This is a genomic window from Sphingorhabdus sp. 109, assembly GCF_902506555.1.
Classification (GTDB): Bacteria; Pseudomonadota; Alphaproteobacteria; order Sphingomonadales; family Sphingomonadaceae; genus Parasphingorhabdus.
Genome location: NZ_LR732707.1, coordinates 949078 through 974999 on the forward strand (window position 1 = coordinate 949078; position 25922 = coordinate 974999).

Sequence of the window (25922 nt, forward strand, 5' to 3'; positions counted from 1 at the left end):
ACATTGGCGCAATGTTGGACAGCTTTTGGCGATAACAGGACTCATTCAGGAAAGATAACCGGCCATGCCCATTAACCTCCAAATGCCTGCGCTCTCCCCGACCATGGAAGAAGGAACGCTCGCCAAGTGGCTGGTGAAAGAGGGTGACAGCATATCTTCCGGTGACTTGCTGGCGGAAATTGAAACCGACAAGGCGACCATGGAATTCGAAGCGATCGACGAGGGGGTGATCGCCAAGATACTGGTTGCTGAGGGCACGGATAATGTGAAGGTTGGCGATGTGATCGCGATCATTGCCGAAGAAGGTGAGGATGTCGGTGATGCAAAAGCCGCGCCTGCACCAAAAGCGGAAAAAGCCGCAGAACCAGCAGCGCAAAAGGAAGAACCGGCTCCGGCACCGAAGCCGGCGCCAAAGGCCAGCCCGGCACCGACGCCGAAGGCTGCTGCCCAGTCCGGCGACGATCGCCTGAAAATCAGTCCGCTGGCACGCCGTCTCGCCGAACAGAAAGGCGTCGATCTGTCCGCCGTGACCGGTTCCGGCCCCGGCGGGCGTATCGTAAAGGCCGATATTGATGCGGCCGAAGGCGGCACGGCTCCGGCCAAGGCAGAAGCCGCTGCTCCGGCGCCAATCGCCGCACCAGCGCCGGCAGCGAAGAAAAGCGCCGCGGCGGGCAGCGAGTTCGATATTCCGCACACCGTCGAGAAACTTTCCGGCATGCGTAAAACCATCGCGCGCCGCCTGACCGAGGCCAAGCAGACCATCCCGCATTATCGCGTCAGCATCGATATCAATATCGACAAGCTGCTGAAACTGCGCGGCGAACTCAACGCTTCGCTCGAAGCGCGTGGTATCAAATTGTCGGTCAACGATTTGCTGATCAAGGCGCAGGCGGTTGCGCTGATGCAGGCGCCGGACTGTAATGTCAGCTATACCGAAGATAATCTGATCCGCTATGAGCGCGCCGATATCGCCGTTGCGGTCAGCATCAAGGGCGGCCTGATCACACCGATCGTGACCAGCGCCGACACCAAGTCGCTCAGCGCCATTGCCACCGAGATGAAAGATCTTGCCGAGCGCGCCAAGGCCGGCAAACTCAAGATGCACGAATATCAGGGCGGCACTGCGAGCCTGTCCAACATGGGCATGTTCGGCGTGACGACCTTTGATGCGGTGATCAATCCGCCGCAGGCGATGATCCTGGCGATTAGCGCCGGCATCAAGAAACCGGTGGTGATCGACGACAGTGTCCAGATCGCCACGATCATGACCGCTACCGGCAGCTTTGACCATCGCGCGATTGATGGTGCGACCGGTGCCGCCTTCATGAAGGCGTTCAAGGAAACCGTTGAAAATCCAATGGGGATGCTCGCTTGACGGAACTGAGCGGAAAAATCCCTGCTATCCGAACCATCGTGATGCCCACCGAAGGCAATCCTTATGGCGTTGCCTTTGGCGGCTGGCTGATGGCGCAGATGGCGCAGGCCGGCGGCGCGCTGGCAGCGCAGCATAGTCGGCACCAGTCGGTTGTAGTCGGCGCGAACGATGTCCGTTTCGGGCACCCGGTTGAAATTGGTGATGAATTGTCGGTCTATGCGGAATTTTCCAAAATCGGCCGCAGTTCGATGACCGTTCAGGTCGAAACATATCGCCGTGACCGGCATGCGGATGAAATGACCAAAGCTGCATCGGGTGTCTACACATTTGTGGCTGTTGACGGAGACGGGAAGCCTGTGCGGGTCCCCGCTCTAGATTAAAGATTATCGAAAAGGAATATTATGGCAAACGGATATGACCTCATCGTTCTCGGTTCCGGCCCCGGTGGCTATGTCGCCGCAATCCGCGCTTCGCAACTGGGCCTGAAAACCGCGATTGTGGAACGCGAAAATCTGGGCGGTATCTGCCTCAACTGGGGCTGTATCCCGACCAAGGCTTTGCTGCGTTCGGCGGAAGTGTTTCACAATATGAAACACGCCGCCGACTATGGTCTGGCTGCCGAAAAGATCAGCGCCGACCTCGATGCCATCGTCAAGCGCTCCCGCGGCGTTGCCAAGCAACTCAATCAGGGCGTCACCGGCCTGATGAAGAAGAACAAGATTGATGTCGTCATGGGCGATGGCACGATCACCGCGCCGGGAAAGCTAACTGTGAAGACCGACAAGGGCGAGGAAGAGCTTGAGGCCAAGAATATCATCATCGCGACCGGCGCGCGCGCCCGTGACCTGCCTTTTGCCAAGGCGGACGGCAAACGCATCTGGACCTATCGCCACGCGATGACCCCGACCGAAACACCGACCAAGTTGCTAGTCATCGGCTCCGGCGCGATCGGCATCGAATTTGCCAGCTTCTACAATGATATCGGCGTTGATGTTACGGTTGTGGAGATGCTCGACCGGATCGTGCCGGTGGAAGACGAGGAAATCTCGAAATTCCTTGAAAAGTCGCTGAAAAAGCAGGGCATGACGATCATGACCGGTGCTGGCGTGAAAAGCATCGAAACCGGCGACAAGGGCGTCAAGGCGGAGATCGAGGACAGCAAGGGCAAGAAAGATGTCCACGATTTCAGCCATGTCATCGTGGCTGTGGGTATCCAGCCCAATATCGAGACCATCGGTCTGGACGAACTGGGTGTCCAGCCGGACGAACGCTATCATATCAAAACCGACGAATATTGCCGGACCAACATCGATGGCATCTACGCGATCGGTGACTGCACCGCCGGCCCGTGGCTGGCACACAAGGCAAGCCATGAAGGCGTCATCGCGGCGGAAGCCATCGCCCAGTCCATGGGCAAGGACGGTCATCCACACGCCATGGACGTCAACAATATCCCCGGCTGCACCTATTGCCACCCGCAGATCGCCAGCGTCGGCCTGACCGAAGCCAAGGCCAAGGAAGCGGGTCATGACGTCAAGGTTGGCAAATTTCCCTTCATCGGCAATGGCAAGGCGATTGCGCTGGGCGAGACCGAAGGCTTTATCAAGACGGTATTTGACGCCAAGACCGGCGAATTGCTCGGTGCCCATATGATTGGCGCAGAAGTGACCGAACTGATCCAAGGCTATACTATCGGCAAGACGCTGGAAACAACCGAGGCGGAGCTGGCCAACACGGTCTTCCCGCATCCGACGCTGAGCGAAATGATGCACGAAAGCGTGCTGGACGCTTACGGGCGCGTTCTGCATATGTAACGGTGTTCCTGCTCAGGCAGGAGGCCGCTTTCCGTCCTTTTCTCCGGAGAGGATAAGGACGGGAAACAAGCTCGTCGTCGCCGCAGGTGCAGAGTGAACGCGCAAGGGTTGCTGATTCACGCTAAGGGGGTGAACCGGCCGCAAATGTACGGCTGTCATTTTACCGGGGCCATTGCAGCAAAAGATTGGGTCACGATCGGTGCGCTGCCCCGGTCATCATTCGCTGGTCCAGCGGATCCAGCCTTTCGACAGGTCGCCATTATCGCCGGACTCGGCATATAATATATCGGCGATGATCTGGGCAGACTCGACCAGGCGGGGGCCCGGCCGATTGAAGAAATGATGGCCGTCGGCGAGGAAAACTTCGCCATTTTTGACCGCCGTCAATTTTGCCCAATGCGGGTGCTTCACCATGGTCGGCATTTCCGCCAGCGTCTGGTCGATCTGATAGCCGCAGGGCATGAAAATTATCTTGTCGGGGTCGGATTCAAGCAGGTCGTCCCACTCGAGCCACGGCGAGTGTTGGCCCGCTTCGGCGAACAGGGATTGTCCGCCGGCGATCTCGATCAGTTCGGGAACCCAGTTCCCGGCCACCATCAGCGGTTCGATCCATTCGATCGCGGCGACGCTCGGCTGGTGCTTCCTGCCCTCACCCAGCTTGCGCAGGCGCTCCTGCAGACCGGCTATCACCTGCTCGGCCTCGCCGGTCCGTCCGACCGCTTCGCCCACACTGCGGAAATCCCGCCATACGTCGTCGAGATTGTCGGGAGCGAGCGAGATGAGCTGTGGTTTCTGGCCGATCCAGCTTGCCAGCGCTTCTTCCAGGTCATTGGGGGTGACCGCACAGACCGCGCATTGCGACTGGGTCAGGATGACATCCGGTTTCAACGACTGCAGCAATGGCGTATCGACTTCGTAAACCGATAGACCCTGGCGCACGATTTCCTGGACTCGCTTGTCGATCTCGTCCGATTGCAGGCCCTTTTCCAATTTGGTCGAGGTGCAGATCGGCAGGTCGCCGACGAAAGCGGGAAAATCGCATTCGTGCGACCGTCCGACGATATTGGGTTTGAGACCCAGTGCCACGGCAATTTCCGTGGCACTGGGCAACAGGGATACGACACGCAGGTCGCTGCTCATGCGGAACGTGCTGCCAGCTGTGGTGCGTAGAAGCGGGGCAGGGCACGGGTCAGCACCGTGCGCACAGCCAGCAGGCCGGCGAACCATATCATGTCATTCCTGGCAATCAGCCAGACGATATCCGCTGCAAAATTTGCGATGCCACCGAGATAGAGTGCAGCAACGTAAAGCAGGGCTTCATAGGTCGTGAACGCTGCGACAAAAGCGATGCCCAGGCTGGCGATTCCGCTGTCCTTGCGCCATTTCAGGACGTGATGGGCGACCATCAGGCCGGCCATGCTGGCCACCAGCAGGCTGCCACCGTGGGCAAAGCTGTTCATGGTGCGGGGATAGTCGAGAATCAGATAGCCAACCAACTGGTTGGAGAGCCAGACCCCGGCCATCCATGTCATCGCCTTGCGCAACGGCATGGTCGCGGCCAGCAATACACCGATTGCGGTGAACGGCATGATGCAGGCAAATATCCAGCTTCCGAGAACGGAAGCGCCTGCAACGGTTGCGGCCCAGATATTCTCGGCCTTTCCGGACATAGTTTGCGTCGTCATAACATGTTTCCCTCTATTTTCCTGAATTCAAAACTGACCGCGAATGCCGGCGTAGACAGACCTACCGGGCGAAACGAAACTGAACACCTGCTCATAACGCTCATTGAACAGGTTTTCAACGCGGCCAAACAGCTCGATGTTGCTGGCCAGCTTCACCCGGCCGTTCAAATTGATCAACAGATAATCATCAAGCCGGACATCCACCGGCACATAGCTCGGATCGGTAAAGGCCACATCCTGCTGTGATCCGTTGTAGCGCGCCACCAATGTCACCCCGGCCTTGTCGTCCGGCAAGTGCCAGTCAATGGCGATGCTGCCGATATGTTTCGGCCGCCGGACTTCCTGCACGCCGTTTTCGCGTGCGCGCAGATAGGTGTAGTTGCCGTTGATCCGCCAGCTGTCATCCAGATCGATTTCCAGCCAGCTTTCCACGCCATCGCGTTTGGAAAGGCTGTCCCGATTGGCCGGCGTCGCAGCAAAGGTGGGCGGCAGATAGGTTGTATAGATTTCGTCTTCCAGCTGGCTTTCGAAATAAGTCAGTCCGATCTTGCCCCGACCGTCAAGGAAATTCTGCGTGACGCCAATTTCCCATCCTTCCGACTTTTCCGGGTTCAGATCCGGATTGCCTATATATATGCCGTCAAAATAGCCGAACAGTTCAAAAAATCCGGGGTTTTTGACGCCGGTGCCATAAGCCGCCTGCAGCCGTGTACCTGTGGGCAGCAGATAGGCGCCTTGCACGCGATAGGTGGTGACATTGGCGAAGCGTTCGTTGTCATCATATCTGATTGCTGCGCTGAACGATGCGCGACCACCGGCCTCCAGTTCATAGAGGCCAACAAGACCGAGATTCTCGTTACTCCGTTCACCGGTAAAGGCGAAGCCGGACGGATCATCGTTCCGGTAGGTTTCCCGCTCGAGGTCGGCGGCAAAAGTCACCCGGTGCTCGATCGCCCCACCGGTGAATTTCGCGGTGGTTTCATAGCTCCCCTTGAGGCGTTTGCCGATGCTGCCAGAGTTTTGCGAACCACCGGAATAGCCGCGTCGCTCGCTATTGGCGAATTGGGCCGACGCCCGATGGGTCCAGCGACCGTCCAGCAGATCCAGCTCGGCTTTAACCAGGCCATAGAGGCCGTCATTTTCGAACCCTTTGCCCGGACTGTCGATAATTTGCCCGAAATTTGCAGTTGTTGGATCGCTCTCGGTCCCGTTGAAATCTCCGCTATTTTCCGAATAGCGGGTGACGATGCCGAAACGAAGATTGTCGGCCGCCTGCAGATTGCCGACAAATCCGAAGGCTGCGCTGTCGCTGCCCAGGTCACGGGTCCCGCCGCGGGCATTGGGCTGGCCATCGGTGCTAACCATCGACGCAGTAACCACATAGTCGAATGCGCCGCTCTTCCCGCCGAACCGGGCCGCGCTGTTGAAGCTGTTGAACGAGCCTGCCTCGATCCGGGCGGAAAGGCCGGGCGCGGCTTCGCCGCTGAGGGTCCGGTAATGCACCACACCGCCAATGGCATCCGATCCATAAAGCGCGCTTTGCTGGCCTCTCAAAATCTCGATCTGGGCTGAATCATCGGCGATCAGGGTTCCGACATCAAACTCGCCGAAAAAGGGGTCAGACACCTCGATCCCGTCGATCAGGAACAGCGTGTGATTTCCTTCGGCACCGCGCAAACGCAGCTGGGTCTGGCCGGCGACGACGCTGACCGCGACTCCGGGGACGTCGCGCAGCACTTCTGAGACCTCGCGCACCTGACGGTTGATGATCTGGCTGCTGTCGATAACGGTCAGAGAGCCTGCATGGATATCCGGCGCGATGGCTTCGCCGGAGCGCGTTCCGGTGACGACGATCAGATCATCGCGGTCGTCCGCAGCGGTGCTGTCCTGCGCGAAAGCGGCAGACCCGGATAATAGAGCGGCGCTGCCCAGAAGCTGAGCAGTCAATAGTGTGAATTTAGGCATTGGAATATTCCCTTATGTTAACGACCAATATTGCCGTTACGCAGGGAAAAGCCCCGTTCACCCGACACACCCCGTCCGGCTGAAGAACGACGATATAGGGCAGGTCTCCTGACTTGCGGATCGCTGTCGATATGCCGCCTTCCCAGATCCGCAGATCCAGTGGCATATGGCATATCGGCTAGCCGCTTACAGTTGCGGGGGCAGTACCGGATTTGAAGGGGCCAGAGCCAGCTTCTCACCGATTTCCCTTTAAATTCTCGATTAAGAGAAACCCGATATCTGGCGCCCCATTCGTCGAAAACGATTCGAGTTGCAAGCCCAAATTTCAATCGGATTGGGACGAGGGGCCTATCCATTTTCACCATCGTGTGTGCGTCGGCAACAGCATTCAGGCTGATTCCGGAAGGTAAAATTTAACAGGGTGAGGGTGGAATCTGCTTCGCTCCTGAATTCCAGTTATGCTATAGGATGAGGCCTCACTTTAGGAATGATAGTCATGATTGCATTTTTGAGTATTGCCTTGTTCAGCACCGTTTCAGCCGCAACAATTGCCGATGCGGAAACCGCGCGGGTTGCCTATTCCAACTGTCTCGTCGACTTCACAACAGCGCAGCTGGATGAGAAGACTGGCACCGGCGCGTTTAAAAAGGCCGCAAAGACAGCTTGTACCGCTGAGCGCGATGCGATGATCTCCGCCATCACAAAAGATGAGATAACTTACGGCAGTTCGGACGAGGAAGCGGCCCAGTTTGCCAAGGAAGAAGCCGACGGCGTTCTATATGCCTTTACCGACAGCTATGCCGGTTATGCGAGTTCCAGTACGCGCCCCGTGAAGCAGGACTGAAACCGGACCGGCGGCATTGTCAGTGTCCGCGCTGGAGCGCGGGGCAGGGGATGGATAGTGGCCGGGGCCGTGTCAGATATTTTGACGATTCCAGATACCGCTGATCAATCGCGAATTTTGCCTGCGCGCATCGTTTCGGGCGCTGTTCGCAGGTGATTTTACCCGCCCTGATCGGCGGCCTTTCCTGGAACCAGATCGAAAAGCGTTCATGCCCCGTCACCGTCGCGACCTAATATAATCGCGTGCGGACGCTAAAACATTGCCCGATAGCACCAATGGCTGTACGGGCTGCACCTCTGTGCGGGAATTTATCGGCGTGCACGGGCCAATCGCACGATCGAGGACATATAAACTCAAATGCCGCCATTCACACCACCGACTTTCCAGGAACGCACGCAGATGGCAGCCAAAGCCAAACAGGCTGCCCTCAAGAAGCTGAAAGAAAAACCGCCGCTGAGCGATGAGGTCATTGCCGAACGCAAGGCCGCGCAACTTGCGCGCGAGGAAAAGCAGGCGGCGGCGAGCGAAGCAAAGCGCGCGGCCTTTGAACAGGCGAAAGCGGAGCGCAAGGCGGTAAAGGAAAAAGCCAAGCCGAAGCTTGCCTTGGGACTCACGGAAGCGGAAAAAAAGGCCGCTCGCGATGAGCGCTATGCCAAGCGGAAAAAACGCCGGAAATAAATCTCGGGCGCCAGGTTCGACAGACTTTTCGGACCGGATCGCCAGCCCGTTCGGCTTGACTGAAGAACATAACGCGAGACCGGTTGGGCTGCCGGCTATGTGCTCGGCTGCCTCTATACACCCTCTCCGGTCTCCCGGATCAGCCCTATTCGGTTCAACGACGACGTTGAATTATCGACTTGTGGCCGTGTGTACGGACCCTACACAAGGATCAATCCGGTGGCCCCGACCGGCGGGCGATGCATATTGATCGGTGCGCATATGTCTGACCCCTGATTTACCCAAGTTGGCGGCCGAACGGTTCACCGGGCGGACTGTCCGGCTGTTCTCGCGTTGGCCAACCCAATTGACACGGCGCACCGCATCTGTTCTGCATCCAACTATAAATATAGAGGAGAGAAGAATGTCTGTCGTGACAACGGAAAAGCATGGCAATGTCCTGGTCATCTTTTCGGACAACCCTCCGGTTAACGCGCTGGGATCGGTCGTTCGCCAAGGATTGTGCGACGGTATCGATCAAGCCTTGTCCGATGACGAAGTCGAGGCTGTGGTTATCCGCTGCGACGGACGGACTTTTTTTGCCGGCGCCGACATTTCAGAATTTGGCAAACCAATGAAGGGGCCCGATCTGGGGCAGGCGATTGACCGGCTCGAAGCGAGCAGCAAGCCGGTGGTCGCGGCGATCCACGGCACCGCTTTGGGCGGGGGCTGTGAAGTGGCTCTCGCCTGTCATTACCGGGTGGCGGTTCCTTCGGCAAAAATGGGGCTGCCGGAGGTGAAATTGGGCCTGATTCCAGGTGCGGCCGGGACCCAGCGCCTGCCGCGAGTTGTTGGGGCCGAAGCGGCCTTGCCACTGGTGGTTATTGGCAATCCGATTTCGGCGCAAAAGGCGCACGCTATCGGTTTGGTTGACAAGCTGGTTGGCGAAGACAGCCTGGCCGATGACGCCATTGCCTTCGCCCGCGAACAGATTGGCAAGGAGCCGCCACGCTCTTCCGAAGGCACGGCCAATCAGGATGGCGTGAAAAACCCCGCTATCTTTGATGAGTTCCGGCAGAAAAACGGTCGCAAAATTCGCGGATTTGACGCGCCGGAAGCCGCTATTCAGGCGGTGAAGGCTGCCGGGCTACTTTCCTATGTCGAAGGCGTCGCCAAGGAGCGCGAGCTTTTCACCAAGCTGATGACCGGGACCCAGTCGGCAGCCATGCGGCACTATTTCTTTGCCGAACGCGCCGCCAATAAGATTGACGGTATCGACCCCAATATCGATCTTATCCCGATCATGAAGGTCGGCATCCTGGGGGCCGGGACCATGGGCGGTGGTATTGCCATGAATTTTCTGTCCGCGGGCATCCCGGTGACTATTGTCGAACTGAAAGAAGAAGCGCTCGACCGCGGCGTTGGCGTGATCCGCAAAAATTACGAGAATACGGCCAAGCGCGGTCGTATGACCCAGCAGCAAGTCGAAGATGCCATGAGCATTCTGACGCCCAGCCTGTCTTATGATGATCTGGCTGACTGCGATCTGGTGATCGAAGCGGTGTTCGAAAATATGAATGTTAAAAAAGACGTATTCACCAAGCTCGACGGCATTGTGAAACAGGGCGCAATACTGGCCAGCAACACCAGCTATCTGAATATTGACGAAATTGCTGCGGTCACGAAGCGACCGGAATATGTTCTCGGCCTGCACTTTTTCTCGCCCGCCAATGTGATGAAATTGCTCGAAATCGTGCGCGGCGAGAAAACGGCCGACAATGTGCTGATGACGGCAATGAAACTGTCTAAGAAGATTGGCAAGGTTGCTGCGGTTTCCGGCGTCTGTCCCGGATTTATCGGCAACCGGATGCTCAGCCCCCGCCAGGAGCAGGCCAATGCAATGATCGTGGAAGGGGCCAATTACTGGGACGTCGACGATGTCTTGCTCGATTTCGGTTTTCCGATGGGCCCGTTCCAGATGTCCGATCTGGCCGGCGTCGATATCGGCTGGCATCGCGATCCGGATCGCATCGAAAGCTTGCGGGATGCCTTATGCGCAACCGGTCGCTGGGGCCAGAAGGTCGGCAAGGGATTTTACGATTATGATGAAGCGAGGCAACGCACGCCCTCTGATGAAGTCAGGAAGATCATCGCCGAATTCGCCGCCAAGGCCGGCAAGGAACAGCGTGAAATTTCGAAAGACGAGATCCGGGAGCGACTGCTCTATCCGATGGTCAATGAAGGCGCGAAAATCCTCGAAGAAGGCATGGCGCAGCGGGCGAGCGATATCGATGTCGTCTGGATCAACGGCTATGGCTGGCCGCTTTATACCGGAGGGCCGATGTTCTGGGCCGATACGATCGGGCTCGGCGAAATCGTGGCCGGTCTGGTAAAACACGGATTGCCGGTCGCAAAACTGCTGAAGGAAAAAGCCGATGAAGGAGGCACGTTCAACGGATAGGCCCACGCTTGTCGATCAGGAGAGAAAAATTTGTCAGTTGAAGCACGAGATTCGCTGGAAAAGTGGACACCGCCCGCTGGATGGCCCGTACGATCGCGCAAGGATGTGGAAGCCATATTGTGCGCACCCGGTCAGCCGTTTGAAATGGAGATGGTCGATATAGACGGGGTGCCGACCCGCGTCTGGAAAAATGCCCATCCCACGTTGGCCGCCCTGGCGGACCATGCCCGGAGCCATGGTGACAGCGAATTTCTGATCTATGCAGATGAGCGCGTAACCTATGAGGCCTGGTATCGCGCCGTTGCCGCTCTGGCGTCGGAGCTTCACAATATCGGCGTGTCCAAGGGCGACCGGGTTTCGCTGGCAATGCGGAATTTGCCCGAATGGCCGGTGATCTTCTTTGCCGCAGCGTCGATTGGCGCAATTGTTGTCCCGCTAAACGCGTGGTGGACCGATCAGGAACTGGTTTTCGGACTGACCAATTCGCAGACCAGCGTGCTGCTTTGCGACGCCGAGCGATGGGACCGGATCGCGCCGCATATGGCGGACTTGCCCGATCTGAAACATATCATCGTGGCACGCGGACAGGCCGCTTTGGCAAACCCGGCGCGCGCGCTGGAAGATATTATCGGTCGACCCAATGCCTACGCCGATCTACCGGATCAGAAGCTGCCGGCGGTTGATATTGCGCCTGATGATCCGGCGACAATTTTCTACACTAGCGGCACGACCGGACAGCCCAAAGGCGCGCTGGGTTCGCACCGCAACCTCACCACCAATGCCGTCTCGGTCGGCTATTCCGGCGCGGCGGCAGCCTTGCGACGCGGCGACGAACTTCCCGAGCCGGCGGTGCGCGTCGGTCTGACCGTGGTTCCGATGTTCCATTGCACTGCCTGTTCGGCGATCATGATGCCGACCGTTCACGGCGGCCATAAAATGGTCTTTCTGCACAAATGGGATACCGTCCGGGCGATGGAAATCATCGAGAAGGAAAAGGTCAATTCAACCGGCGGGGTCCCGTTCATCGCGTGGCAGCTTATCGAACATCCGGATCGCGACCAATATGATCTGAGCTCCATCGATTCCATCGCCTATGGCGGCGCGCCCTCGGCGCCCGAGCTTGCCAGGAAGATTTACGAAGTGTTTGGCGCGCTGCCCGGTAATGGCTGGGGCATGACCGAAACCATGGCGACGGTGACGACGCATACGGCCGAGGATTATCTCAATCGCCCGACCAGTTGCGGCCCGCCGGTGGCCGCCGCCGACCTGAAAATCATGAGCGATGACGGCAATCAGGAAATGCCGGTCGGCGAAGTCGGCGAACTCTGGGCCCGCGGCCCGATGGTGGTCAAAGGCTATTGGAACCGTCCGGAAGCAACCGCTGAAACCTTCGTCAATGGCTGGGTGCGCACCGGCGATCTGGCGCGACTGGATGAAGAAGGCTTCTGCCATATCGTCGACCGCGCCAAAGACATGATCATTCGGGGCGGCGAAAATATCTACTCGTCCGAGGTGGAAAATATTCTCTATGATCATCCGGCGGTCATGGATGCCGCTCTCGTCGGTGTCGACCACAAAACACTGGGCGAAGAACCGGCGGCTATCGTGCAACTGGCTCCGGGAAAGACCGCCAGCGAGACGGAAATTCAGCAATGGGTCCGGGAAAGGATGGCTGCATTCAACGTGCCGGTAAAAGTGCTCTTCCGGACCGAAAGCCTGCCGCGCAACGCCAACGGAAAAATCCTGAAGAAGGACCTGAAGGCGCTGTTCTGAGGCTCAAGCGCTCGGCGGCGTCAGGCGCATAAGGCCTTCCTGAACAGCAGAAGCAATCAGCGTGCCGTCTTGCCGGTATAGTGAGCCGCGGTTGAGGCCGCGCGTATTGCCGGTCCAGTCGCTGTCCATCACGTAGCAGACCCACTGGTCCATTCTGAAATCGTCATGGAACCACATGGCATGATCAAGGCTGGTCGAGAATAGTCCGGGCGTCGTCCAGTGCAGGCCATGCGGTATCATGGATGTCGACAGCAGTCCCATGTCAGAGGCGAAGGCCAGGGTTGCCTTGTGGGTCAGCGGGTCATCGGGCAGGGGAGCGATGGTCCTGAACCATTGATATTGATGTGCGTGGCTTGTTTTGCCTTCGGGTTCAAAGCTGCGGATTTCAAAGGGTCTCGGCATACTCATCCGCTCGATATGATCGTCCGAAACCTCAGGGTTCCGGGCAATTTGCTCCATCGCGGTCATACAGTCTGCCGGCGGCAAGACATCGGGCATATCTACCTGATGATGTAGCCCTTCCGCCGGTTTCTGGAAGGAAGCGGTCAGATTGAATATCACTTTGTCATTTTGACGGACAACAACCCGGCGATTGGAAATGCTGCGTCCGTCAAAGTCGCGGTGCACCCGAAAATGCAGCGGCTTGGTTTCGTCGCCGGCCCGCAGGAAATAGGAGTGGAGCGAATGGATATTTTTCTCGTCATCGACCGTCCGGTCTGCCGCGACAATCGCCTGGGCAATCACCTGGCCACCGAAAATCCGCTCACGCGTGGTGGAACTCAAAGCCGGATAAATGAATTCGTCATTCCCGTCCGCAGTGAGCGTGAAAGTGCGGAGCAATCCGGCGATCAGCTCATCTGCCGGTACCGAGTTGCGATGGGCCTCAGCGGTGGCTAGCCGCCGCGCGACTTGTTCGTCTGTTAATTTATGCAAAGCTGTTACTATTCCTTGTAATCAATCATGGTCCGACGGTGTTTTAGCTCAGGGATATATTTCGAAAAGTCCGGCGCCGCCTTGTCCACCGCCGATGCACATGGTGACAACACCCCATTTGGCACCCCGCCTGCGGCCTTCCTGCAACAGATGACCGGCACAGCGCGCGCCGGTCATGCCGAAGGGATGGCCGATCGAGATAGAGCCGCCGTTGACGTTATATTTTTCCGGATCAATACCCAGCCGGTCGCGGCTGTACAGGCACTGGCTGGCGAACGCCTCGTTGAGTTCCCAGATATCGATGTCGTCCACGGTCAGGCCCTGGCGCTCCAACAGTTTGGGAACCGCAAATACCGGGCCAATGCCCATTTCATCCGGTTCGCACCCGGCGACCGCCCAGGAGACAAAGCGCCCGAGCGGTTTCAACCCGCGACGCTCCGCTTCCTTCGCTTCCATCAGCACGAGAGCGGCCGCTCCGTCGGACAGCTGGCTGGCATTCCCCGCCGTGATATATTTGTCTTCGCCCATGATCGGTTTGAGACTGGCAAGACCTTCCAACGTGGTGGTCGGACGATTGCACTCGTCCCGGTCGACCGTGTAGTCAACGACGGTTTCTTCCTTGCTCTCCTTGTCGACCCGCTTCATTTTAGTCTGCATCGGCACGATCTCATCATCAAAAAGACCGGCTTCCTGAGCTTTCGCTATGCGCTGCTGCGATTGCAGGGAATATTCGTCCTGATATTCGCGGCTGATATTATAGCGCTCTGCAACGATATCGGCGGTCTCGATCATCGGCATGAAAATCGCGGGAGCGATCGTCAGGATTTTCTCGTCGATCGTGCCTTCCGGCGCGCGCGGGCCCTGCATCGATATGCTTTCGACGCCGCCTGCAACCACGCAATCGGCACCGTCGCCGCGGATATGGTTTGCGGCAATGGCAATCGCCTGCATGCCGGACGAGCAAAAGCGGTTGATCGTCGCGCCTGCGGTTGTTTTGGGAAGGCCGGCCAGAAGCGCCGCGTTGCGTCCGATATTGGGTGCCCCGTGCGCGACATTGCCAAATATGCAATCATCGACATAATCCGCTTCAACACCCGATTTGGCCACTGCATGTTTGATAGCATGGGCCGCCATGGTCATTGGGGGCGTGATATTGAAACCGCCACGAGCGGCTTTGGCTAGACCCGTTCGAGCATAGGATACGACGACTGCTTCACGCATGATGGATTCTCCTGATGATTTGCCGCGATTGTTTGTTCTGGAACATGGCGGTCTGTTGCGATCGGAATTTATACGAGGCGCGTTGAAAATGTCCACCGCGCTACAGTATAGAATCCTTCAGCAGATCGATCCAGATGCATCATCGGCTGTGCAGGGTGACCCTTCGGTTCGATACCGCGCCGACCGGGTAACAAGCGCCCTGAAAGGGCAGGCTGACGAGCTTATCAGGGCTTTATGCCGCCACCAAGCGCGATGAACAGCGATACATGATTTTGGTCATTTGTGCGGATCAACTCCAGCAGGCTCTGCCGGGCGCTGAACAGGTTTCTCTCGGCGTCGAGAACTTCCAGATAGTCCACCACGCCCTCGCGATAGCGCAAACGGGCAATTCGCGCCGTCTCTTCCTGGGCCGCAACCGTGCGTTTTGCCGTGACCACCTGCTCGCCGAGCCAGCGGCGCCCAGCGAGGGCATCCGATACTTCGCGGAAGGCCGTCTGGACGGTCTTTTCATAATTGGCGACCGCTTCTGTTTCGAGCGCGCGGGCCAGGCCGAGGTCGGCCTCTCGGGCACCCCAGTCGAATATCGGCAAGCTGATTGATGGTCCAAAACTCCAGGTAAGATTATCCCCATCGAAAAGATTGTCCAAGCTGTCCGACGTCAGGCCGCCGGAACCGGTCAGGGAAATGCTCGGGAAAAATGCAGCGCGCGCCGCACCGACATTGGCGCGGGCGCTGCTGAGGTTTTGCTCGGCCGCAACGATGTCTGGACGGGCAAGCAACAGATCAGAGGGAAGGCCGGCATCGAGGGGGCCTGCAAATTCCTGTTGCTCGAGAGGGAGGGCAGTGTCCAGATCGTCCGGAAGCTGGCCGCCGACCAGTACCGCCAACTGGTTACGGGATTGGGCCTGCGACAGGCGTTGCGCACCTAGTGTCTGTTGCGCTTGTGTCAGCAAAACTTCGGCTTGCCGGTAATCCAGCGCTGATGTGATCCCGGCATCCAGTCGCAATTTGGCGATCCTCAACCCTTCGGTCCGGCTTTGCAGCGTCGCTTCGGCGTAGGCAATCTGCTCTCTCGTTTCGATAAGTTCGAGATAAGTCGAGGCAACATCGCCGATCAGCGACAGATAGAAAGCGCGTTGCGCCGAGATCGTGGCCAGATAGCTGGCACGCGCGGCATCACTCAAATTGCGAACGCGGCCCCAGAAATCCAGCTCGAAAGAAGTAACGGCAACACCAATATTATAGCTGTCAAATGTAACCGCGCTGCTGCCATCCGTATCCACTGGTGTGCGTGTCCGGGTGGCGCTGCCGCTGGCATCAAACCGCGGCAGGCGTGCACTGTCCTGGATTCGATATTGCGCGCGCGCCTGTTCGATGCGCGCTGTCGCTGCAACAAGATCACGGTTGTTTTCGATCGCCGCAGCGAGCAGCTGCTTGAGCTGCGGGTCATTGAAATATTCGCTCCAGCCCAATTGCGAGGCAATCACGAGGCCGTCGGGGCGGTATTCGCTGGCAAAGGCTTGCGCTGTCGGCAGATCGGGGCGCCGGTCTTCGGGCGCCAGATTGACGCAAGCGCCGAGCATGCTGGTCGAAACGAAAACGGCTGCCAGAGTGAGGCGGGGCGTGCCGGTCATGCTTTGTCTCCCCCCGCCTGTTCTTCTTCGAGCGAGCCGGCAGCCATTGGCGCCTTTCGGCTCAGATTTTGCCGTACCAGCATATACAGCAAAGGTATGATGAAAATGCCGATGGCGGTTGCGCTGATCATCCCGCCCATCACACCGGTGCCCACCGCTATGCGGCTGTTCGCCCCGGCACCCGTGGCAATGGCAAGCGGGACCATAGCGAGAATGAAGGCTAATGACGTCATGATGATCGGTCGCAGCCGCAGGCGGGCAGCGCTTTTGACGGCATCGACGATCGATTTTCCCTCGGCCTCTTCTTCAATTGCAAATTCGACGATCAGAATGGCGTTTTTCGCTGCCAGACCGATGATGGTGATCAGGCCGACATTGAAATATATATCAGCCGACAATCCCCGCATCATGGAAAATAGCACCGCGCCCAGCATGCCGATGGGGATGATCAAGAGCACCGCAAACGGTACGGCCCAGCTTTCGTAAAGAGCGGAGAGCAACAGGAAGACCACCAGAACCGAGAGACCAAGCAACAATCCGATCTGACCGGCTGACTGCTTTTCTTCATAGCTGATGCCGGTCCATTCATATCCGATTCCATCAGGCATTTGCGTCATGGCCTCTTCTACCGCTGCAAGCGCATCGCCGGACGACACGCCTGCTGCAGCAGATCCGGAAACGGTCATCGCGGGATAGCCGTTGTAGCGCGCAAGGCTGGGCGCGCCGGCCGTCCATTTCGCGGTCGCAAAAGTCGAAAATGGCACCAGTTCGCCTAGATCATTGGGGACCTGCAACGCCATTACGTCTTCCGGCGTCATGCGATATTGTGCGTCGGCCTGCACGTAGACTTCCAGCGAGCGACCGTCGAGAATGAATTCATTGGCAAATGCGGATCCGAAATTGATCGACAATGTCGTGTTAACATCACTGATCGACAGGCCGAGCGAGCGCGCCAAGACACGGTCGATGTCGACTTTGAGCTGCGGAGCAGCCTGCTGGTCTTCCGCACGGACACCCGTGACAATGTCGCCTTGGGCCAATATGCCGAGTAACTGGTCCCGCGCTTCGGTCAGCTTCTCACGGCCCAAGCCCGCACGGTCCTGGATTTTCACGCTGAAGCCGCTGGCATTGCCCAAAGACTGGATGGCAGGAGGTTGTATCACGAATATGATAGCATCTTCATTCTGCGCGAACTGGCCCATGGCTTCTTCAAACAGCGCATCCGCCTTGCTTTCGTCCGCCGAGCGTTCGTTCCAGTCGATCAGCGGAGAGAACATCATCGCGTTGTTCTGCCCTTGGCCATAGAAACTAAAGCCGCGCACCACGACCAGATTGGCAACCTCCTCCTTGTTCATCCAATGCTCGGAAACCGGTTCCACTGCTTCTTCAGTCCGTTCCAAGGTGGCACCTGAAGGCGATTGAATAACGGTAATCAGATATCCCTGATCCTCGGTGGGCAGGAATGCGGTCGGCAGGCGCAGGAACAAGAAGCCACTGACCAGGCATAATAGCAGAAATATGGCGAGACCGCGCATCGGCCGCCCCAGCATGGAGTCGGTCGCACGACCATAGCGTTCTGTAAGCTTGGCAAACCAGAGATTGAACCGGTTAAGCCAGTCGGAGACGAAAGCCAGAAGCTTCGCCCATATCCCCGCCGCGCCGGTGGCGGAAGACTCGCCGATTTCTTCCCGGTCAACTTGACCTTCTGATCCGCTCTCTCTGATCGGCTTCAGCAGGCTCGCGCACAAGGCCGGCGTCAGTGTCAATGCCATCAGCGCGGAGAATAATATGGATACCGCGAGCGTTACGGAAAACTGACGGTAGATGCCGCCGGTCGATCCGGGGAAGAAAGCCATCGGCAAGAACACGGCGACCAGTACCAATGTGATACCGATGACCGCGCCGGTGATCTGGTCCATTGCCTTGCGCGATGCCTCAATAGGGCCGAGCCCCTCTTCGCGCATGATACGCTCGACATTTTCAATCACGATAATCGCGTCATCGACCAATATGCCGATCGCCAGCACCATGCCGAACAGGGTGAGAACGTTGATCGAAAATCCAAATACCCACAATCCCAGGCACGCGCCGGCTAGTGCAATCGGCACAACCAATGTCGGAATGAGCGTGGCGCGCCAGCTTTGCAGGAACAGAAACATCACGAGGAAGACCAGAATCATCGCCTCGATCAGCGTAGTAACGACTTCCTCTATCGAGATATTGATGAATGGAGTGGTGTCGTAGGGAATCGCCCATTCGACATCGGCAGGAAGGCTGTCGCCTATCGCCTGCATCCGTTCTTCCACTCCTTCGGCAACCGAAAGGGCGTTTGCGCCGGTGCCCAGCTGGATCGCCATCCCGGCCATCGGCTGGCCGTTCAGTGTCGTCGATGTCGAATAGCTTTGCGCTCCGATTTCCACCCGCGCCACGTCGCCCAGCGTGACTGTGCCGCCGCTCGTTTCTGCGCGCAGGATGATCTCTTCGAACTGTTTCGTGGTGGTGAACCGGCTTTGCGTCGTGATGGTGGCGTTGATCTGAGTGTCCTGCAGCACGGGAAGTGCTCCAATCGAACCGCCTGCGGTCTGGTTATTCTGTTCCTGGATGGCCGCCAGCACCGTCGACGGCGTCAGGCCGAACGAGGCCAGCCGTTCCGGATCCAGCCAGATCCGCATGGCATATTCGGACCCCAGCAGAGTCACGTCACCCACGCCGTTCACCCGTCGTAATTCGTCGACAACCTGGGTCGACGCAATATTGCCAAGATCGGTTGAATCCAGAGTTCCGCTTTTCGAAGTTAGTGCGACAATCTGCAGAAATCCGCTTGTGGCTTGCCTCACCTGTATACCCTGAGCGGTCACATCGCTTGGCAGGCGGGCCTCGATTGTGCTCAGGCTGTTTTGTACATCGGTTTGCGCGATATCGATATCGGTACCCGCTTCAAACGTCAGCGTGATCGTTCCGGTGCCGTTGCTCTCGCTCGACGACGACATATAGAGGAAGCCATCAATGCCGTTCAGTTGCTGCTCGATCAGCTGGATGACATTCTGCTCCAGCGTCGCGGCGTCTGCACCGGGATAGGATACAGAAATGCTCAGTGATGGCGGTGCGACATCGGGATATTGTTCGATCGGCAATTGACGCAGGGCGATGAACCCCGACAACAGGATGCCCAGCGCGATGACCCATGCAAATATGGGACGGTCAATGAAATATCTCGGCACAGCTCAATCCGACTTGTGCGCGATGGGAAATTGGTTGTTCACGCTCATTGTGCCGCCTCCGTTTTCGGTTTTGCGGCGGATGAGGCTTCCGGAGTCTTCGGCGTCGCTTTGGTGCCGGAGCCATTTGACTTTACTTCGGGTTTTTTAGGCGTGACAGGGATGCCGGACTGTATTTTCTGCAGATTGCTGGTGATGACCTTGTCGCCCGCTTTCAGACCAGACTCGATGATCCACATCGATCCGGTCATCGCGCCGAGTTCGACGGCTCGTTCCGCTGCCTTCCCCTCGTCGTCGATAACCATGACGACGCCACCCGTCTCGCTCACGGTTACTGCTTTCTGCGGAATTATAAAGCCGCCTTTCCTCGTCCCCACGAATATGCGCGCGCGCACGAATTCACCGGGCAGCAAAAGACCGGTAGGATTGGCAAATTCAGCGCGCAGGTTGACCGTGCCGGTCGTTTCGTTGACGGAAAAATCAAGAAAGTCGATCTCCCCGGGTATCGGATATTCTGTGCCGTCCTCGAAAACCAGCTGGACCTCGGATCTATCGTTCTCGTCCAGTATAATGGTACCCTCAGCAATGCCTCGCCTGACGTCCATAATGCGCGAAGATGATTGCGCGAACGTGACATATACGCGACCAGCTTGTTCGATCTGGGTCAGCAACGTGGCTTCGGAAGCGCTGACCAGGGCGCCTTCCGTCACTTCGGCGCTGCGCGAGCGACCGGCGATAGGCGCACGGACAGTGGTGTAGCCGAGTTGCAAATTGGCTGCATCAAGCTCGGCCTTGATCTGTGCAACGCTGGCTTGGGCTTCGCGGGACGCAGCGACCGCGGCATCATATTCCTGACGGCTGATAGCCTGCTCCTCGACCAGTGAGCGATAACGATCCACCACGGCCTTCGCATTGGCGGCTGTGGCCATTTCCCGTTGGAGGCTTGCCCGCACTTGGGCTGTGCTGGCACGCAGTTCCGACGGATCGATGGCGAACAGGGGCTGTCCCGCCCGCACATGGCTGCCCTCTTCATATAGGCGCCGCTGCACAATCCCGGTCACCCGAGCCCGGACATCGGCGACACGTATCGCCTCGACCCGTCCCGGCAGTTCCACGATATTGGGTATCTCGGATTCGCTGACAGTATATATTTCGACCGGTACGGGTTGCTGAACAGGAGCTTCCGGTTCACCGGAACAAGCCGTGAGACCGAGAAGCAAAAGCCCAGCCAGCGTTTTTTTCATCATGTCGATTGTCCTGTTGGTCGAGGGGGAGCGCCAATAAGTTGATCTGGGGAAATAGGGAGAAAAGACCGTAATCGCAACACTCTTTGTGCGCTGCAGCATAGACCTTTGATTTTCAAATCAATTTTTTGCCTTTTATTTCCCCGGGCATCGGGGGTGCCGCCAGCCTTGTTCCTGTCAGAAACCCGCCAGTTCGATCAAGGTGGTGTGGCTCGATGGCGCATATATGTGGTCCAGGCCCATATTTTGCTCGAATGCGCTGATCAGGGAGATGTCCCGCATTGGCGAGCCGTATACTGCTATGGATGCGTGGCAGAGATAGACGGTCTGCTGTTTCCGGCGGACGATGCGCGATGCGGTTCCCGCGATTTTTCTGCCATTCAGGCAGAGATTATATTTGCCGTCGCAATAGGCGCCCTTGATAGCCCCGATCGAAGGTTCGATACCCAGTTTTTGCAAGCCGTCTCGCAACATGAGGAGCAAGTCGTCATAGCTGGTTTCGGGTTGCACGATGTCGGCGCCTGCCGCTTTGGCGAGCGAGATATTCAAAATTCCCGGGCGATGGATAACGGTCGATCCTCCTGAAGAGCGGACATAAACGGGCCAGCCTGATTGAGCGCTCGCGGCGACAGCTTCTGCAAAAGCGGCCCGTCTGGCGATGCGGCGGGTTGTTACCAGACAATTATGGTTCTCCCAGATCCTGATGCATGAAGCTCCGGGCGGAAAGGCCGCAACTTTCTCGATAAGTGCATCGTCGCGGTCGATCGCCTGCTGTCCCGAACAGATTTCAATTTCCGTCTCCGGCGAAATCGCGCGGGCCAGATGACGGACAAGGGCCCGCTCCGTTGTAGCCGCCATTACCGGATCGAGCCAAGCACCTGTCCAGGGGCCACGATTGCATCCTCCTCAACCGCTATGGAAAGCGTACCGCTGGCCGGAGCGGGGATTTCGAAGCTGGTTTTCTCCACCATGATTTCGGCGACCGTCACTCCTTCCTGCACGGTTTCGCCATCACCGTAAAGCCAAGTGGCGAGGGCGGCGTCCTGATCCGCTTCCCACTGCCCATGGGGAACCAATATATCAGTCATGTTTTCTCTCCCATCATGGCGATAACCCTGCTCTCGATCTTTCCGGCATCGGGCAGTAGAAAATGTTCCATCACCGGGGTGAATGGGATCGGAATGTCGGGGTGGGCCATCCGTTGCGGTGGATATTTTAGCGGCGCGGGAAGCGCTTCGCAGACCGTCGCAATGATTTCAGATCCGATCCCGAAACTCAGATAATCGTCGTCGACCACCAGCAGCCGGCCGGTTTTGGCAACCGAGGCAAGGATTGTTTTCCGGTCAAGCGGCGCGATCGTGCGCAAATCCACAATTTCTGCGTCAATGCCGGTGTCATCGAGTTTTTTCGCGGCGGCGAGTGCCTGATGTACGGTGGCCCCGAGTCCGACAATGGTGATATCGCTTCCTTCGCGAACGACCGAGGCCTTGCCGATCGGCACGCAATATTCGCGCTCCGGTGTATCATTGATCGAACCGGCTACGGTGCCGAGCCATCCCATGCCTTGCAATGCCTTGTGAAACATGAAAATGACCGGATTGTCGTCGCGGATGGCCGAGAGCATCAAGCCCTTGGCATCATGCGCATTGGACGGGATCACCACCTTCATGCCGGGAAGATGGCCGAATGTGGCGTAGAGGCACTGGCTGTGCTGGCCAGCATCGCCATAGCCGCCGCCAACCGAGGTCATCAGCACCATCGGACAGGAGACTTTGCCGCCGGAAAAATAACTTTGCTTGGCGGCCAGATTGTAGATCGCGTCCATGCAGACGCCGAAAAAGTCGACGAACATCAACTCAACCACCGGACGCATCCCCGAAGCGGCCATACCAACGGCCGCGCCAATGAAAGCGGTTTCGGAAATCGGCGTGTCTCGGACGCGATCTTTACCGAATTTTTCGAATAGTCCGGTTGTGGTGCCGAACACGCCGCCCATCTTGCCGATATCCTCGCCCATCACCAGTACGGTGGAATCGCGTTCCATCTCCTGGCCGATTGCCTCGCTCATCGCCTTGGCGATGGTCAGCCGGCGTTCGGAAGCCGGTTTCTCTACAGTTGCATCAGGCAAAGACATGGTCAAAGGCCTCCTTCGGTTCGGGATACTCATTGCCACGGGCAAACGAAAAGGCCTGGTCGACGAGTTCGCGGGCTTCGCGTTCAGCGCGATCAAGTTCCATTTGGTCAAATCCTTCCGTGACCAATCGGGCCCGATAGGCTGGGATCGGATCGCGCTCCTGCAATCGCTTGACCTCGTCCTTGGGTCGATAGCCTTCCGGATCGCCCATGAAATGACCTTCCAGCCGGCTCGTTTCTATCTCGATCAGGCTGGGCCCCGAGCCGGACCTCGCCCGGTCGATCGCGATACCCGCGGCTTCATAGACGCCGTCCGGATCATTGTTTCTGACATTATGGCCCGGCATGGCATAGCCCGCCGCACGTTCGACATTGCTGGCAACTGCGGTGCAGGCGGTTTTGGGAACGGAAATGCCATAGCTATTGTCCTCGATGACGAAGACCACCGGCGCTTGCCATACCGAGGCCAAATTCAGACTTTCGTGAAAAGCGCCCTGATTGGCAGCGCCTTCTCCCAAAAAGGCAACCGCAACGGCATCGCTACCCTGCATCTTCGCCGCCATCGCTGCGCCGACTGCCGGGCCCATCCCTTGGGCGATAATTCCCGAGCAGGAAAAATTCACCGCTGGATCGAATAAATGCATATGACCGCCACGTCCGCCGGCCAACCCGTCCTTCTTGCCGAAAATCTCTGCCGCCATGGCGTTCAGATCGACGCCCTTGGCGATTGCGATATGGTGAGGCCGGTGGGTGGCTGTGACGGTGTCGTCAGCGCGCAAATGTGCGCATACGCCGACGGCGCACGGCTCTTGGCCATCCGAGAGATGCATCTCGCCGGGCAGCGGGCCTTTCGCCATATTGAAGACGGGCGTCTTGCCTTCAAAATAGGCCGGTTTGATCATATCCTCGAAATGGCGGCTCTTGACCATCTGCGCATACATCCAGAGGCGCTTGCTGTGGTTGCTGCTCATCGGGCAACCCACCCGCCGTCGATCACCAGCTCGATTCCGGTGACAAAGCGGGACTCGTCAGAACCGAGATATATCGCGCCCATGGCAATATCCTCCGGCAGGCCAACCGTGTTCAACGGGCATAGCGCTGCGACCGCGCTCCACGGATCATCGGCGGGTACCGAGCCGTTTTCAACCCATCCGTCCACCGCCATTTCGAGCATCGGCGTGCGGATGCAGCCAGGATGGATGGAATTGCACCGGATCGCATCACCATGCGCCGCCCATTCGATCGCCAGGCTTTTCGACATGTGCCGAACAGCGCCTTTGGATGTGTTGTAGGCCAGTTGGTCGGGATAGCCGACCAGGCCCGCAATCGAGGAAATATTGATTACCGAGGCAGGGGAACCCGGCTTTCCGGATTCGCGGAGCAACGCCTCGAACGTCTTGCAGCCCAGAAAAAGACCATCGACATTGACTGCCATGACCTTGCGCCACTCTGCCAGACTATGGTCCTGCATCGGCTTGACCAGCTCCAGACCGGCATTGTTGACCAGGATATCAAGCCGCCCGAATTGCTCTTCGACATGATCTTGCAATGCCTGCCAATCCTCTTGCGATGATACATCCAGATGAACAGCATTGGCTCCAATTTGTTTGGCGAGCGACTGGGCACCATTGTCATTGATGTCGCCGATGATGATTTGCGCGCCTTCCTTCGCCATGGCTTCTGCGATCCCGGCTCCAATGCCTTGCGCTGCCCCGGTTATACACGCGACCTTGTTTTGCAGTCGTGCTGCCATAATCCCATCCTCTTTATTTTCTGTGTTTCGGAAATAGGAGAGGGCGCGCCGTTCCGCTTGTGTCAGCGTGGCTACAAAGTTGATTCTGGGCGAACTGCATGCGAAGCGATTGCTTCAGTCGTGCGGATCAATGCTCTTGCATGACTGCTTGAACTGTCGTGGCGATTGTCCGAACTCCTTCTTGAACGCATGACTGAAGTGGGAAGCGTCAGCGAAACCGCGCCGCATGGCAATCTGGGTGACAGATAATCTGTTTTTTGCCGGGTCAGCAAGATCTGCCTTGGCGGCATGCAGCCGTCGCTTGCGGATCCAGCTGCCTGCGCTTTCGTCCGATTCCTCGAACAAACGGTGCAGATAGCGTGGACTAAATTTGAAAGCCGCTGCCACCGTTGCCGGTGAAAGGTCCGGCTCGCCGAGATTGGCTATTATATATTCCTGCACCCGGTTGAGGACCGCCTGGCGAAAGACGGTGCTCGAGCGGTTGGTGCTTTCCGGCTTGAAGGCGGCCGCTACCAGTTCGACGGTGGCCCGCAACACGGCCGGCCGGTCTTCCGGTTCCACCAGTTCGATGGCCTGGTGGATCTGCACCAGATGGGAATGCAGGATCGAGCCGAGTCCCTTGTTGCCATCGACGCTAAGGCCGCACATGTCCTCGATTCCGGGGATCATGATCTTGGCATTGTCGCGCGGGATCAATATTGAATATTGGGTCAGCCTGCTGGTGTTCTGGAATTTGGCGGGACGGGTGCTGTCCCAGATCGCGATCTTGCCATTGGACACGACGGTTTCATTGGCGCCTTGCTCGAGAAGACATTCGCCCTGCGTGAAAAACAGCAGACAGAAATAGGCGTCATTGCTTTTCTTGACATCGTCCATCGACCGGAATCCGGTGACCGGGTCGGCGACAATATGGGTGAGCATATAGTCATTGACCGCACGCCGTCGTACTTCGGCTATATATTGGTCATCCCGTGCCGATTTCAGATCCCAGTGAAAATGGGTGCGGTCCAGCACTTCCTGAAAGCCGGGCAATTGCCGCGTCGGAGGCAGGCTGGTCGATTGCCAGCTCTCTTCCTCAATTATTTTCATCATCCCTCTCCTGGGTCGATGCTACGACGGCTTGGCGCCGTTCGCAAGCCGGTGTGCTTTTCTGGCGCACATTGCCAAGTTTGGTGTCTCTCTGGAACAATTTCGGACAAATCGGTTCACAGG

21 protein-coding genes and 1 riboswitch are annotated in these 25922 nt (G+C 57.7%); of the genes, 7 read left to right on the forward strand and 14 right to left on the reverse strand.

From position 1 onward, the window contains the following. The first annotated feature begins 64 nt into the window (after positions 1–64). From BOSE62_RS04640 to lpdA, 3 genes are read left to right on the forward strand one after another with little or no spacing between them, the layout of a single operon-like run. A complete protein-coding gene (locus BOSE62_RS04640) occupies positions 65–1375 on the forward strand; it encodes a pyruvate dehydrogenase complex dihydrolipoamide acetyltransferase (RefSeq protein ID WP_159642495.1) in 1311 nt (436 codons plus the stop codon). After that, positions 1372–1755: an acyl-CoA thioesterase gene (locus BOSE62_RS04645; RefSeq protein WP_236553835.1), complete on the forward strand. Its 384-nt coding sequence runs from the start codon at positions 1372–1374 to the stop codon at positions 1753–1755. Before BOSE62_RS04640 ends, BOSE62_RS04645 begins: the two co-directional genes overlap by 4 nt. A 21-nt stretch (positions 1756–1776) precedes the next feature. Beyond that, a complete protein-coding gene (lpdA, locus tag BOSE62_RS04650; RefSeq protein ID WP_159642497.1) occupies positions 1777–3189 on the forward strand; it encodes a dihydrolipoyl dehydrogenase in 1413 nt (470 codons plus the stop codon). Positions 3190–3405: 216 nt separating this feature from the next. Here the strand turns inward: lpdA and BOSE62_RS04655 are convergent, their stop codons facing one another. From BOSE62_RS04655 to BOSE62_RS04665, 3 genes are read right to left on the reverse strand one after another with little or no spacing between them, the layout of a single operon-like run. Then, entirely contained in the window at positions 3406–4329 is a 924-nt protein-coding gene (locus BOSE62_RS04655; protein WP_159642499.1) for a cobalamin-binding protein, read from the reverse strand. Then, the gene (locus tag BOSE62_RS04660; protein WP_159642501.1) at positions 4326–4874 is read right to left on the reverse strand and encodes a hypothetical protein; all 549 of its coding nucleotides are present in this window, start codon (positions 4872–4874) and stop codon (positions 4326–4328) included. The genes BOSE62_RS04655 and BOSE62_RS04660 overlap by 4 nt, the downstream gene beginning before the upstream one ends. 27 nt (positions 4875–4901) lie before the next feature. Then, on the reverse strand, positions 4902–6839 hold the full coding sequence (locus tag BOSE62_RS04665; RefSeq protein WP_159642503.1) for a TonB-dependent receptor plug domain-containing protein: 1938 nt from the start codon (positions 6837–6839) through the stop codon (positions 4902–4904). Between the two features lie 81 nt (positions 6840–6920). Further along, positions 6921–7130: riboswitch (cobalamin riboswitch) on the reverse strand. A gap of 205 nt (positions 7131–7335) precedes the next feature. On the opposite strand from BOSE62_RS04665, the gene BOSE62_RS04670 reads away from it, so the two are divergent. The 4 genes from BOSE62_RS04670 to BOSE62_RS04685 all read left to right on the forward strand — a co-directional run bounded on the left by BOSE62_RS04670 (position 7336) and on the right by BOSE62_RS04685 (position 12574). Beyond that, positions 7336–7683: a hypothetical protein gene (locus tag BOSE62_RS04670; RefSeq protein WP_159642505.1), complete on the forward strand. Its 348-nt coding sequence runs from the start codon at positions 7336–7338 to the stop codon at positions 7681–7683. A 357-nt stretch (positions 7684–8040) separates the two neighbouring features. Next, on the forward strand, positions 8041–8361 hold the full coding sequence (locus BOSE62_RS04675; protein ID WP_159642507.1) for a DUF6481 family protein: 321 nt from the start codon (positions 8041–8043) through the stop codon (positions 8359–8361). A 403-nt stretch (positions 8362–8764) separates the two neighbouring features. Then, the gene (locus BOSE62_RS04680) at positions 8765–10801 is read left to right on the forward strand and encodes a 3-hydroxyacyl-CoA dehydrogenase NAD-binding domain-containing protein (protein WP_159642509.1); all 2037 of its coding nucleotides are present in this window, start codon (positions 8765–8767) and stop codon (positions 10799–10801) included. A gap of 30 nt (positions 10802–10831) precedes the next feature. Continuing rightward, the gene (locus tag BOSE62_RS04685) at positions 10832–12574 is read left to right on the forward strand and encodes a class I adenylate-forming enzyme family protein (protein WP_443028803.1); all 1743 of its coding nucleotides are present in this window, start codon (positions 10832–10834) and stop codon (positions 12572–12574) included. 3 nt (positions 12575–12577) lie between these two features. Here BOSE62_RS04685 and BOSE62_RS04690 read toward each other — a convergent pair whose 3' ends face one another. From BOSE62_RS04690 to BOSE62_RS04740, 11 genes are all read right to left on the reverse strand, one after another. Then, on the reverse strand, positions 12578–13507 hold the full coding sequence (locus tag BOSE62_RS04690; RefSeq protein WP_159642511.1) for an acyl-CoA thioesterase: 930 nt from the start codon (positions 13505–13507) through the stop codon (positions 12578–12580). A 48-nt stretch (positions 13508–13555) separates the two neighbouring features. Next, positions 13556–14728, reverse strand: coding sequence for a thiolase family protein (locus BOSE62_RS04695; protein ID WP_159642513.1), 1173 nt, complete (start codon positions 14726–14728; stop codon positions 13556–13558). Between the two features lie 224 nt (positions 14729–14952). Continuing rightward, the gene (locus BOSE62_RS04700) at positions 14953–16362 is read right to left on the reverse strand and encodes an efflux transporter outer membrane subunit (RefSeq protein WP_159642515.1); all 1410 of its coding nucleotides are present in this window, start codon (positions 16360–16362) and stop codon (positions 14953–14955) included. After that, positions 16359–19583: a multidrug efflux RND transporter permease subunit gene (locus BOSE62_RS04705; RefSeq protein WP_159642517.1), complete on the reverse strand. Its 3225-nt coding sequence runs from the start codon at positions 19581–19583 to the stop codon at positions 16359–16361. The genes BOSE62_RS04700 and BOSE62_RS04705 overlap by 4 nt, the downstream gene beginning before the upstream one ends. Positions 19584–19627: 44 nt before the next feature. After that, complete coding sequence (locus tag BOSE62_RS04710) at positions 19628–20827, reverse strand: efflux RND transporter periplasmic adaptor subunit (protein ID WP_236553838.1); 1200 nt, start codon at positions 20825–20827, stop codon at positions 19628–19630. A 174-nt stretch (positions 20828–21001) separates the two neighbouring features. Continuing rightward, a complete protein-coding gene (locus tag BOSE62_RS04715; protein ID WP_159642519.1) occupies positions 21002–21682 on the reverse strand; it encodes a lipoyl protein ligase domain-containing protein in 681 nt (226 codons plus the stop codon). Continuing rightward, the gene (locus BOSE62_RS04720) at positions 21682–21912 is read right to left on the reverse strand and encodes a biotin/lipoyl-containing protein (RefSeq protein WP_159642521.1); all 231 of its coding nucleotides are present in this window, start codon (positions 21910–21912) and stop codon (positions 21682–21684) included. The genes BOSE62_RS04715 and BOSE62_RS04720 overlap by 1 nt, the downstream gene beginning before the upstream one ends. Then, the gene (locus tag BOSE62_RS04725) at positions 21909–22958 is read right to left on the reverse strand and encodes an alpha-ketoacid dehydrogenase subunit beta (protein ID WP_159642523.1); all 1050 of its coding nucleotides are present in this window, start codon (positions 22956–22958) and stop codon (positions 21909–21911) included. The genes BOSE62_RS04720 and BOSE62_RS04725 overlap by 4 nt, the downstream gene beginning before the upstream one ends. Continuing rightward, complete coding sequence (locus tag BOSE62_RS04730; protein WP_159642525.1) at positions 22945–23928, reverse strand: thiamine pyrophosphate-dependent dehydrogenase E1 component subunit alpha; 984 nt, start codon at positions 23926–23928, stop codon at positions 22945–22947. The genes BOSE62_RS04725 and BOSE62_RS04730 overlap by 14 nt, the downstream gene beginning before the upstream one ends. Then, on the reverse strand, positions 23925–24710 hold the full coding sequence (locus BOSE62_RS04735) for a glucose 1-dehydrogenase (RefSeq protein ID WP_159642527.1): 786 nt from the start codon (positions 24708–24710) through the stop codon (positions 23925–23927). The genes BOSE62_RS04730 and BOSE62_RS04735 overlap by 4 nt, the downstream gene beginning before the upstream one ends. 114 nt (positions 24711–24824) lie before the next feature. After that, entirely contained in the window at positions 24825–25802 is a 978-nt protein-coding gene (locus tag BOSE62_RS04740) for a helix-turn-helix domain-containing protein (RefSeq protein WP_159642529.1), read from the reverse strand. Positions 25803–25922: the final 120 nt, after the last annotated feature.